The organism is Parcubacteria group bacterium CG10_big_fil_rev_8_21_14_0_10_36_14, assembly GCA_002772895.1.
Classification (GTDB): Bacteria; Patescibacteriota; Patescibacteriia.
In genome coordinates this window covers 588-13,093 of sequence record PFCS01000025.1, presented here as the reverse complement: position 1 = coordinate 13,093, position 12,506 = coordinate 588, and the positions used below count along the sequence as shown (strand labels likewise).

Here is a 12,506-nt window from a genome sequence, read left to right as displayed (position 1 = left end):
TTTCATGTTCAAAAAACGCTACATTCCCAGTGAAAGCGCTAATCCCTGGAAAGAAATAAAAGAGTTGCGAGTAAGACGAGGAATCTCACTGGAAACTATTAGTAAAAAAACAAAAATACCTTTAAAATATTTAAAGGCCTTGGAGGAGGGCAGTACAGATGTGCTGCCTGATATTTTATATGTAAAAAATATAATCAAAAAATATTTATTATTTTTGAACGTAGATCCCAGACCTTTTTTAGGACAACTGGCTCCAAGGAAAAAAATAACAAAAGAGCCACAGAAAGCTCTTGATAGAAAACTAATGCTCGTTGTCCCAAGAATTATAAAGGCGCTAATCGGTTTTATTCTTATTGGCGTCTTTATAATTTATATTATTTTTGAAATAAATAAAATTTTTAAGCCACCGATGCTTTTGCTTTATTATCCTCAGGAGGGCGAAACAACATCCAGCACAATAATTGAGGTAAGGGGCAAAACAGACGCCGGCACAAAAATTTTTATTAATAATGAATCTATAATTTTAAATAATGAAAATCTTTTTAGTAAAGACATCAATTTGCAAAAAGGATTAAATTTAATTAAAATATCAGGTATAAATAGATATTCAAAAGAAAACGTTATTTGGAGAAATGTTATATTACAAATAGAATAAAATTTTTAATTTAAAATTTTTAATTTTATAAATAATTTTTATTATACTAACCTTTAGTATGATACTTAGAAAGTATAAAATTAAAAATCCACAAATTAACATAACTCTATGCCCGATACAAAAAACAAAGAAGAGAAAACCAAGGAGGCGAACAAACTAAGTGATTTCAAATTTCAGGCCGTGGAAGAAGCGCTGGGACAAATAAAGAAACGCTTTGGCGAAGGCTCAATAATGAAACTCGGCGAAGCAAAGGCAATGTCTGTCGAAGTTGTCCCGACAGGATGTTTATCTTTGGATATCGCGCTTGGCGTTGGTGGAGTTCCGCGTGGTCGTATAGTAGAAATCTACGGACCGGAATCATCTGGTAAAACAACGCTGGCTCAGCACATTGTTGCAGAAGTCCAAAAACTCGGAGGGACAGCCGCCTTTGTTGATGCAGAACACGCATTAGATCCTGATTATGCAAAAAAAATAGGCGTTCAAACCAACAACCTCTACATTTCTCAGCCGGATACCGGCGAACAAGCATTAGAGATTGTTGAAACATTAGTCCGCTCAAATGCTATAGATGTAATTGTAGTTGATTCTGTCGCCGCCCTTACTCCGAAGGCAGAGATTGAAGGTGATATGGGTGATAGTCATATGGGTCTTCAAGCTCGCTTGATGAGTCAAGCACTCCGAAAACTTGCCGGAATTATATCCAAAAGTAAAACTGTTATCGTTTTTATAAATCAAACCAGACAAAAAATAGGAGTTTTCTTTGGCAACCCAGAAACAACAACCGGCGGAATGGCGCTAAAATTTTATTCTTCTATCAGAATTGAAGTTCGTAGAGCTGCGCAAATAAAACAAGGCGAACGCGTAATTGGCAATCGCGTAAAAGTAAAAGTTGTAAAAAATAAAGTTGCCGCACCGTTTACAACTTGCGAATTTGATATTATGTATAACGAAGGAATTTCAATAAGCGGAGATTTAATTGATAGCGGAGTAGCGGAAGAAGTAATTAAAAAATCCGGAAATACTTATCTGTTCGGGGAAGAAAAACTTGGAGTTGGACGTGAAACTGCAAAATCATTTTTACGAGAAAATCCAAAAATAATGAAAGAGGTACGAAAACAAATTTGGGATGCAGTGCAGGCAAGAGCGGATTCATAAAACTTAAAAAATATAATATTTTAAAACGGGCGTTAGCCCGTTTTAAAATAAAATTATATATTACTGCTACCAAGATTATCCCCTTTCTACATATTCCCCTTTTTCTGTATTTATTACTATTTCATCTCCTTCTTTTATAAACATCGGGGCGTTTACTGTAAGCCCTGTCTCAAGCTTTACTTCTTTTGATACATTGCCGGAGGCAGTGTCCCCTTTTACTGCAGGCGGAGCTTCTACGACACGCAATTTTACTTTTATCGGCATCTCAATATTTATCGGCCTGTTTTCGTAATACAAAACCGTTGCCTCTTCACTTTCTCTAAAATATTTTTCTCTTCCGTCCATAATTTTGACGGGGATTTGCATCTGCTCATAAGTTGCCATATCCATAAAATATGAACCATTGGCATCGCTATATAAATACTGAAGTTTTTTTCTATCGGTTTCAGGAAACTCAACTATCTCACCGGATTTGAAAGTGTGCTCCAGCATTGCGCCTGTAGCAAGATTTTTTAATCGTGAACGAACAACCGTTACACCCTTGCCGGGTTTATGATGAGCGCGTTCAATCACGGTATAAAGTTCACCGTTATGTTTTATTATTTTTCCCTTTTCTAAATCTGCGGTTGTAGCCATAGAATCTAGTATTTAGCTATTAGTAATTAGCGCTTAGAATATTTTTTTCTAAACGCTTGATGTTTTCTGCCAAGTGCTTATTGTACTAAAAATGGAAGCAATCCCATTATTCTGGCGCGTTTTATTGCCTGGGCCATTTTTCTCTGGTGCTTCATGCAAACACTGCTTCGCTTTCTTGGAACTATTTTTCCATAAGAAGAAATAAACTTTTTCAAAGTTGTTGTATCTTTGTAGTCAATCTCTTTTATATTATTAGTACAAAAGTAGCACATTCTTGGCTTTGATTTTATGTTTTTGTTCATACAAGTTTATATAGTTTTATTAAAATGGTAAATCTTCTACCTTAACTTCTTCATTGCTATTTTCTTCCGGACCTTCCAATGGCTCTATGGTTGGTTCGTCTGAAGTGTTTTGATTAGTTGGATCACCGGGACGGTTTGCGCCTCCGCCAAAACCGGAACCTCCGCTCAACATTATTAAATTTTCAGCGACAATCTCTGTACGATTTCTTTTTACGCCATCTTGACCTTCCCAATCGCGAGTCTGAAGCCTGCCTTCAATATAAACCTTTTTCCCTTTATTAAGATATTGGGCGCATATATCAGCAAGCTTTCCCCAGGCAACAATATGATGATATTCAACTGCGCTTTGTTTTGTTCCGGCCTGATCTGTCCAATAGCGATTTGTCGCAAGTCCAAAATTAGCGACCGATTGTCCGCTAGGAGTTGTGCGAACTTCCGGGTCTCTTGTTAGGTTTCCAATTATCATTGCTTTATTTAAGTCCATAAATTTAACAATTAACAATCAGCGATTAACGATTAAGATATTTTTCCTAAACGCCAAACGCTATACGCTAAAAGCTTATTAAATTATTTCTTTTTCTAATAATGTATCCAATTTTTTATCAATATCTTCAAGTTTCATTTTTGCCTTTTCTTTCGGTTGTCTCACAGGCGTTTTTTCTCTTCTTTCTTTTTTGGCGCTTGGAGCAATTTCCGATGCTTTAAATTCATGAATCTCAACAGGTTTTACTGTCTTTAGTTTCTTGGTAATCATAAAACGAAGAATGTCTTTTTCTAGTTGCAAAGCGCGATTTATTTTTTTAAGCGCTTCGCCAGATGCATCAAAATCAACCAAGATATAAAATCCGGCTGTCTGCTTTTGTATCGGGTAAGCAAATTTTAGCTTGCCCATCTCCTTATTTAACTTTATATCCGCTTCTTCCTCCTTGAGTTTTCCGGAAATTTTATCCGTAACATTTTTTAGTTCTGTTTCGGTATAAATAGCCGGGACTATATATAATAGTTCGTACATAAATTACGCTAACAAACAACGGACTATCTGTCTACAACACTATTAAAGCGCAGTAAGCAGACGGCTGACAATTATTGCTTTAATAATTGTGAGCTGCTTATCAACTTATTGTTTAATTTTTTAAGGCGAAGTATTTCTTAAACTTTATCATATTTAGCTAAAAATTGCAAGCATAGACATTAAATCTTGCATAATAGGGGTTTTCTTGCTAATATGGGATAAGATTTAGCCTGTTATTTTGATTTATACCCTTAGACTTTTATTTAGTTATTTTTGGGCCCGTAGTATACCGGTAACACACCTCCATGGCATGGAGGTATAGGGGGTTCGATTCCCCCCGGGTCCATAAATAACTAAGTAAATTGCGTGATTAAAACAAAAAAGTTCTAACCTGCCTGCCGGCAGGCAGATCCCTTAGGGTCCATAAATAGCAGACTTTCATTAATTTATACTGATTTATGTCATTTTCAATAGGGATAGTCGGGCTACCGAATGTCGGCAAGTCCACACTATTCAAAGCAATAACTCGCGTGCAGGTTGATTGCGCAAATTATCCTTTTTGCACAATAGAACCAAATAAAGGTATTGTCGCTGTTCCCGACGAACGTCTTTTGAAATTAACAGAAATCTCTAAAAGCGAAAAAACCGTTCCTGTTGTTGTTGAGTTTGTTGATATTGCCGGACTTGTAAAAGGCGCCCACAAAGGAGAGGGCCTTGGAAATAAATTTTTGGCAAATATCCGAGAGGTTGATGCAATCTGTGAAGTCGTCCGCGCTTTTGATGACTCAGATATAATCCATGTCGCCAATGTAATAAGTCCCAAGGATGATGTAGAAATTATAAATTACGAATTAATTTTTGCCGACATGGAAAGCATAAAAAAACATTTGGAAAACATAAGTAAAAAATCCAAATCTGGAATGACAAAAGCATTGGAAAAAGAATTGGCAATCTTGGAAAAAATAAAAGACGCTCTAGAAAAAGGACTGCTTGCCAATGAACTGAATTTTGATGAAGAAGAAAAAAAATATGTTTCCACGCTTCAGCTCTTAACTACTAAACCGTTTATTTATGTATGCAATATAAAAGAAGATAGCGACAAATCAGACGAGCTGGATGTAAAAAATAAAGTGGTGCTTAACGCAAAACAAGAATTAGAACTTTCGGAGCTTGGCGATGACGACCGAAAAGAATATATCAAAGAACTCGGGCTCAAAGAATCCGGACTTGATGCTCTTATAAAAGAAGGATACAAAATCTTGGATTTAATTACCTTTTTTACCAGCGGAGAAAAAGAATCGCGCGGGTGGACTGTCAGTCGTGGAGCAAGCGCACCTCAAGCTGCCGGAAGAATACATACAGACTTTGAAAAAGGTTTTATCCGCGCCGAGATTATAGCTTATGATGATTTTATAAAATATAACGGCGAAACGGGAGCAAAAGAAAAAGGCGCTATGCGCCTTGAAGGAAAAGAATACATCATCAAAGATGGTGATGTTTGCCATTTTCGATTTGCAACCTAAAATATAATTACAAATTATTAATTACGAATTATGAACGCAGGTGTCCCCGATGAATCGGGAACAGATTATTAAACGCCTCAATGGGTTGAGACGTTTAAGTTTTCTTCAAAATATAAATTTGCCGACCGATTTTTTGGTCGGGACGAGAATAAAGTATTAGTTCATGTATGGATTCAAGTCCGTATTTTTTTATATCTATATCAAGATAAAAAATCTTTTCAGCGGTTATCATAAACGGAACTATCAAAACTAATTTTCCATTTTTTTTCAGGCTGTCTGATAATCCCTTCAAATATCTATCATAATTTTCTTCTAATTCTTTTTGTAAATTTTTTGCCTTTTCAAAAGAAAGCCCACCTCGTATCGCCGGACCAAGATATGGCTCACCAACAATTAATTTAAATTTTTTCTGCCAACATTCTTGTAAATTGTTAACATCACATTTTTTTATTTCCGAAAAAGCCATACTTGATAGTTGATACTTCTCTTTTAGCCAGACAATATTTTTTTTGCTATCATCTACTGCTTTTTCACTAATATCCGAACCATAAATATCTTTTATTCCCAAAAGTGCGGCTTCCATCAAAAGCGTTCCGCTTCCACAAAAAGGATCAAGCACCTCATCCGAAGCGCCACCAAGATTGATAAGCATTTTTGCAAGTTTTGGCGGAGTCATTCCGGAGACAAGGTCTCGAGCCGGACGTTTCATATCACGAAATTCATAATCAAAAAAATCTTGCACGTCAATTGTTTTTGCTACCCAAACCCCCTCCTCTTTCCTCCCCCTCGTAGAAAGGGAGGACGAGGGGAGAATACAAAACTCTCCTCCGCGTCTTAAAAGCTTATTTGTTTTTACAATTACGCTGGACAAAATTTTTTCTTTCCCCGTTACCCAGCGAACTTTATACCCGTCATCTGTCAAAATATTTTTTATAGTTCTGCCTAAATTATTGTCCGATTTTGCGCCGTAAAAAGAAATACCAAAAAATATCTTTTTTTCTTTTGATTCTTTTTTCAATTCGGTTAAAATAATTTCTTTTAACGATTTGCCCTCGCCTATCACTTTGCCTAATTTTGGTGTTCCGCCCAATTTCTCAATATTCGGTTCTTCACTTGATTCAAAAATAACCGCTTTATCGGTTCTGAATAAAATTTTTATTTTTGGATAAACTGCCAGAATCTCTGCCAATGACAATTCTGGATTTTGTCCAAGTTCCGCAAAATATATCATATTTTATAATTCTATTATCCCACTATTTATAATATAACGCGCTTTCATCATTATAGTATAAAAAAAAGCAGCTCTGCAATAGCAAGAACTGCTTGATGTTTTGTTAGAGTTCTCTTTTGATTTCTATCCTCCTTATGTAAGTGGCTTTTTCGTTCTTGATGTAAAGCGTGTAATCTGGTCGCTCAAGGACAGACGAGCTAACATCTCGAGCTCCCCACGCCCTCACATCGGTTGGGGTGAAGAATGGTCCCGGGTTGAGGTGTGGATCCATGATGGCGTTTCCACACCAATCCGGAACGTGGTTGACTCCAAAAAGATGAGCGACTTCATGAGAAACAACTGTCGCATCCAACTCAGAATCCGACCTGAGCTCCAAACATCCCTGCTCAGGCTTGAGCTGAATTTCGCTCAGCGACCTGTACGTGATTGCCATCGGACTACAGGTGTTGTATTCCGAATCCCATGACTTTACCACGAACTCTGCTTCCTCTTGCCCCACCATTTCAAACTTCTTACCGAACAGCTTGAAATACTTGTTGAGGTGAGACTTGATTGAAACAGCAGAAAGCTTGGAATCAGCCCAAAATCTTACGGTCTGAACTTCTTCTGGACGAGGAATGTAGACTCCCTGCTCCCACGTCGCCTTCTTCACGCAGATGGTAAGATACTCCCAACTATTGGAGTAGCGCAGACGATGATAGAATGAGTCTTTGTCTTCTTTGGCGAGGCGAGTAGGAATCGTACCGGACATTCTTGCGACACTCGTACGCATTAATCCGCCCTGACTACAGAAGTCCGGATACTCCTCAATACCCATCAGATTGCCAAGCGCATGAGAAATCGCACTTGGGAATCTTTCTTTGTACTGAGGAAGCTGGAAGCAGTTCTCCAAGATGATGATGTCGTCCATATCTGCCCAATACTTATACTGCAGTCGACCCATCTCAACCGGACTCTTGCAGTCCGGTGATCCCTTTACGAAGACCACGCCGATTTTGGCTTCTTCCGGCGCATTGACCCTTTCTACTGTTACGCCGACTTCTCTCCAAAAGGAGTTGAGCGCATTCATGATGAACGCGCCGTCAAGAGAGCTTCCCGGATCAAGAAAGACCTTGATGGAGACCGGCTTTTTGCTGGCCTGAATGATCTGGATCTCCGTGCAGTCACTCTTGGGCTCGACGTATTCCGTTGTTGAATAGTTTCCTCCGCAAGAGCACATGGAAGCCAACAGACACACAAGAATATAAAAGCCTTTCATTGTTTACTCCTTTTTTGTGTATTTTTAGCCAATTTTGGCTAAATTTGTTAATGTTCTATTGATAATTAACTATAGCATATTTTAATGATTTTGTCAAGGGTAACAAACAATACTCAACAATAACAAAAAACACTCTTGCCTGCTGACAAAAGTGCCTTTATTTTAACTAATTTTATTGATAATTCACCCTTTAACGAACATAAGTTTTGCCTGTTGCTTCATATAACTGCATCACCTCTATTGCAGACAGGACGCGATCATAAATCCTAACATCATCAACCGAGCCGTTCCATGGTCCGCCGGTTGTTCCATTATATGAACCTATATACATATTGTCAGAACTCGACATATCACCCATCGCGGTGGTATCAGTTTTTTTTAAAACACCATCTACATAAATTTTCTTATTATCACTCGCATCTTTTGTGCAAAAGATATGATGCCACTGTCCATCTACTATATTCATAGTGTCGTCATACGCTGTCGGATTAACTACCCCATCATCAAAACGACAAATTGGAAAATTTGACGCTGTATTTATAAATATGTTTATTCCCGGATTTAATGCTCCTGCATATTGGTTATCAATAAGAGTTTGATAACCAAGCTGTGAAGTTTTCGCCCAAGCTCCAAAAGATATTATGTCGCCAGTAGGATAACTTGTAAAAACGATATTATCATCCGTTCCGTCAAAAATTCTTGCCTGCCCAATCTGACCAGTAGAGGTTGTTGTCCCAATCATTGTCCCATGAGTATTACTTCCACTTGAATCATATACCCTTGCACCAAAAATATTATTATTGTCCATTGTCCACCAACCAACAAGACCGGTTTTTGGTGCGGAGGTAATATGATTTTCTTTTGCAGAATTATAAAGAGCGGCTATTTCCTGAGCAGAAAGCGCATAATTATAAATACGTATATCATCTAATCTCCCATTATACCAATAGTTCTCTCCGCCAAACTTTAAATCACTGGTAGAACCGCCGGTAGGATTAAAATCATACGCTTGCTCTGAAAAATATGCACCATTTATATAAAAATAATATTTTTTTTGGGCTGCGCTCCTAACAAGAGACACGTTGTACCATTGATTTGTCTTGAGATTTGTGTTGATTATATAAATTTGATTGATACCTGCGCCATACTCATGTCCTATGTATAAGTCACCCGTAGAAAACGTATTCAACATATACAAAATATTGTCAGATTCATTTTCGGAAAAGTTAGACATCATTATCATTCTGGCATAGTCTACAAAGCTATCTGCATTTAACCAAAGGGATAATGTTATATCTCCAGAAATATAAAGATTACTATTTTCAGCGATTGAAACTCTATCGTCTGTCCCATCAAAATCAAGTGCTTCTTTTATTTGACCTCGGTATAATGCCGGGGTATTATTACCTCCGGAAGAACCTGACTTTGTGCCATTACTATCATATCCCGACTTATCATAGACCGTTATCCCGCTTATATCGTTTGCGTCCATTGACCAATGCCCGACAAGATCATTTTTGGTTATAGATTCTACCTTGTACGAGCCGGCCAGTGTTGCGACCTCGCTTGCGGAAAGTGCGCGGTTATAAATACGGACATCGTCAATATATCCATCAAAACTTTGTGGGGTGTAGTTTGAATTAAAACCGATATACACATCTTCACTATTTGATTTTATACTGCCAGTTTGAATAGCTTCATGGTCAAAGATACCATTGGTATAAAACTTGACTTTTGAACCATCATAAGTACCTGTTACAAGACTCCAGGTATTTAATGGCGTGCTCGCTGACGCATTCGCGCAGACACTTACATTGCTGCTATTTGTAATACAAAAACTCGACGCATTACTACTGCTTCTATATATTTGATAAGTCCGCCATGGGTTAACATTGCTAACCCAAGGTTTCTTAATAATACTTCCACCCACGACATCCGATAGCGGATAAATCCATGCTGATAATGTTATTTCGCCTGTAATATCCAGTGTGTCCGAATTTGCTATTCGTACATAATTCGTCGTATCAAATTCGCCGGATCTGCCAAATTTGGCAATGGCAGCTGTATCGGCGCCATTGTATGCACACCCATAATTACCCCTTCCCGAGCTGTCTATCACTTCATTGCTTACTCCAGTCCAGCCCGTTTCGTCAAATTTATAAAATGCGACTAACCCATTTCTTAAATTGGCGTTTGCAGATGCTTCAAAGGTTTCTTTCTCCGGTAAAAACTTGCCCAACATAAAACCGCCTCCGATAAGGAACAATAACCCTACAATAATAATTGTAATTTTTTTCTGCATAAAAATTTAAAAAAGAAATAATCAATAACCCCCAGCACCAAAGCCCAAAGATAATTTATTATAAACCAATAATCTATCTCACGGCATCGCCTTCGGCTTACGTTATCTTAAAATAATATTTTCCAAATGGCTTGGTGCGGGGCAGGCAATAATTAATGGTCAATGAACGACCAATTTAAAATGAAAAGTGATAATTGGAGAATTTGAACTTTAAAATTTATTGATAATTGAACATTGATAATTGATACTTTTTTATTTTATATCCCCGCTATCGTGCTTGTAGATGTTTCATCTGCAGGCGCTGTCACTACGGGTGTAGAGCTCGTGCTTTCTTCTATTACTATACTATCAGATAAAGCTGGGTTAGTGAATGATGAAGATGTCCCAGTAATGACAGATGCCTCATCTATCAATCTTTGCAATTCTGATATAGATTCTTCCAGATCTGCAATTTGTTGGTCAATATCAGTGCCTTCCGCTAATATCCCTTCTTCAGTAGAAGTTGTTGACGAGATTGCTTCGCTGTCGCTCGCAATGACAGAAGATTCCGGCGAGCTGGTCGCTGTTTCTTGCGTGGAAGTTGTATTGCCTGCTAAAAGAGAATTTTCAAATCCACCGGATTCCGGAGTAGAGGTGCTTGTTGTAGTATCCTCTCCTCCCTCTGTACTCGGGGGGAGGTTAGGTGGGGGGGCTATATTACTCATTTTTCTCTTTGCTATTATTATATAATCAAACCTCGCGCTTCCCATCCCGCCATTTATTTCTTTTACCAATATGTCGGCAATCGATTTTTCCGCAACATAAATCCCTTGCGCTCCTTCTGATGTCATTGAGATAGTCACGGAAAGTAATTCATTCGGGTCCATAATTTCTGAAAGTGCTGGATCAAACATAATGCGTGCTTCACCATTTAGAAGTTCACCCGAACCATTTAACATTATTGTCGGATCTTCATTATATACAGGATAAAAATCTTTATCACCAACAGAAGTTGCTATCGTTTTTATTATCTCTCCCTTTGTAATAAAGTTTCCAGTTTCATCAATCTGCCATAAATCCTCCATACCGCTTAAAGAAGCAATATTTAATATGCTATGTCCCCCCAAATCCAAATCATTATTCGCAGTTGTAATCGGCCCGATATTATTTTCGTCAGTTGAAACGCTAAGTAAGGTCGGCTCTTCTCCAAATGATGTGGCTGTTTCGTCGCCGTTATACCAACCAGTATTTACAAAAACGATTACCGTGCTTGTCGCGTTACTGCCATCAAAAGGTGAAAGCGCCCGGCCAACCGTAACTCCCGGCTCTGTCATTTTCATCGCATAACCCGGCAAGGATGCGCTGGTAAGATAATCGCCAATCTGAATCGCGCCATTTTCATTTGAAACCTTTACTGGAACACGGCCGGCAAGAGCAACCGGACGTCTATCTTCTTTCGACATTTCGTCATCAGCATAACCAATATGTAATCCCGGTTTAGTTGAAATAACTCCAATTATATCACTATTATAAGTAGACGTTGTCCTAATTACGTGTGTATCACTTGATCGGTCAAACGATACAACGTCACCAGCTTCAATTGTGAAATCATTAACTAAATAATCTTCCGCTAAGTCATCCGCTACAGTAACCCATCCGTCAGCGCGTCCATAACCACTATCAACAAAAGAACAATTACCGTCATTATCAACGCAGATAAATCCATTTGTTAAAATCACACCTGTTGATACATTTACCGTGCCACCAAACAGAACACTTCCATAAGCAGTAAGCTCACCAAAAAATGCCTCATTCCAATAATTATTAGAAGCGCCAAGTTGATAGCTATTCACAACTCCCGGATAAATCCCGCCAGTAACATACAGAGCGTCTCCCCACACCGCACCCAATATATTCCCCATGTCGCTAATTGACCATCCGCTTGAGTTAATAACAACCGCATCTCCACCATCACCGAGTGTAAGCGCGCCATTAAATGTCGCTGTGCCGGCAAAAGTGGATGCGCCGTCAACGCGAAGCGTTCCGGATGCGCCAAAGTTTCCGGCAGGAGACATATAGCCAAGAATTGTATTTGAACTATTTCTCCATTCAGTTAGATTTTTATTTTGCGTTCCATTCGCTTTGATTACAAATTGAACTTCGTCAGCGTCGCCCACTACTGTTAATTTTCCAAGGCCGGTTCCTGTTCCGCCAATCGTCACCGTATCGCCTGATGTTCCGAGATAAACTTCGTTTGTGCCATCAACCCATCCGCCGGCTGCCGCGGTTGAAGGACAATTTGTTCCATCAGCAAGACAAACGGCATTGCCATTTACGGTGACGGATGTAAACGCACCCGTACTTGGAGTTGAACCGCCGATTGCTACTCCATTAAGAGTTGATGTAGAAATTGAAAGTCCTGTCGCTACTCCGGCAGATGATATATCCCAAGT

General features: G+C 38.6%; 11 protein-coding genes, 1 tRNA gene and 1 pseudogene (1 of these 13 only partly in view). 4 read left to right on the top strand and 9 right to left on the bottom strand.

From position 1 onward, the window contains the following. The first annotated feature begins 4 nt into the window (after positions 1-4). The gene (locus COU51_01615; protein ID PIR66864.1) at positions 5-655 is read left to right on the top strand and encodes a hypothetical protein; all 651 of its coding nucleotides are present in this window, start codon (positions 5-7) and stop codon (positions 653-655) included. Between the two features lie 108 nt (positions 656-763). Next, positions 764-1,810 carry a recombinase RecA gene (recA, locus tag COU51_01610; protein PIR66863.1) on the top strand — a complete coding sequence of 349 codons (1,047 nt, stop codon included), beginning with the start codon at positions 764-766 and terminating at the stop codon, positions 1,808-1,810. A 75-nt stretch (positions 1,811-1,885) separates the two neighbouring features. Here the strand turns inward: recA and efp are convergent, their stop codons facing one another. The 4 genes from efp to rpsF form a co-directional block, all read right to left on the bottom strand. Further along, complete coding sequence (efp, locus tag COU51_01605; GenBank protein ID PIR66862.1) at positions 1,886-2,446, bottom strand: elongation factor P; 561 nt, start codon at positions 2,444-2,446, stop codon at positions 1,886-1,888. A 77-nt stretch (positions 2,447-2,523) separates the two neighbouring features. After that, positions 2,524-2,748, bottom strand: a complete 225-nt coding sequence (gene rpsR, locus COU51_01600; protein ID PIR66861.1) for a 30S ribosomal protein S18 — start codon at positions 2,746-2,748, stop codon at positions 2,524-2,526. Between the two features lie 19 nt (positions 2,749-2,767). Then, entirely contained in the window at positions 2,768-3,232 is a 465-nt protein-coding gene (locus COU51_01595; GenBank protein PIR66860.1) for a single-stranded DNA-binding protein, read from the bottom strand. A gap of 78 nt (positions 3,233-3,310) precedes the next feature. Further along, a complete protein-coding gene (rpsF, locus tag COU51_01590) occupies positions 3,311-3,760 on the bottom strand; it encodes a 30S ribosomal protein S6 (protein PIR66859.1) in 450 nt (149 codons plus the stop codon). 275 nt (positions 3,761-4,035) lie between these two features. Here rpsF and COU51_01585 point away from each other — a divergent pair. After that, a tRNA-Ala gene (locus tag COU51_01585) sits at positions 4,036-4,106 on the top strand. Positions 4,107-4,218: 112 nt separating this feature from the next. After that, positions 4,219-5,283 carry a redox-regulated ATPase YchF gene (locus COU51_01580; GenBank protein PIR66858.1) on the top strand — a complete coding sequence of 355 codons (1,065 nt, stop codon included), beginning with the start codon at positions 4,219-4,221 and terminating at the stop codon, positions 5,281-5,283. Between the two features lie 94 nt (positions 5,284-5,377). On the opposite strand, the gene COU51_01575 is transcribed toward COU51_01580, so the two are convergent. The 5 genes and pseudogenes from COU51_01575 to COU51_01555 form a co-directional block, all read right to left on the bottom strand. After that, complete coding sequence (locus tag COU51_01575) at positions 5,378-6,514, bottom strand: hypothetical protein (protein ID PIR66857.1); 1,137 nt, start codon at positions 6,512-6,514, stop codon at positions 5,378-5,380. 103 nt (positions 6,515-6,617) lie between these two features. Next, entirely contained in the window at positions 6,618-7,772 is a 1,155-nt protein-coding gene (locus COU51_01570; protein PIR66856.1) for a hypothetical protein, read from the bottom strand. A 190-nt stretch (positions 7,773-7,962) separates the two neighbouring features. Next, positions 7,963-10,074, bottom strand: coding sequence for a hypothetical protein (locus COU51_01565; protein PIR66855.1), 2,112 nt, complete (start codon positions 10,072-10,074; stop codon positions 7,963-7,965). Positions 10,075-10,331: 257 nt separating this feature from the next. Next, complete coding sequence (locus COU51_01560; protein PIR66854.1) at positions 10,332-12,275, bottom strand: hypothetical protein; 1,944 nt, start codon at positions 12,273-12,275, stop codon at positions 10,332-10,334. A 203-nt stretch (positions 12,276-12,478) separates the two neighbouring features. Then, positions 12,479-12,506, bottom strand: a pseudogene (locus COU51_01555) (hypothetical protein) (it continues 587 nt past the right edge of the window).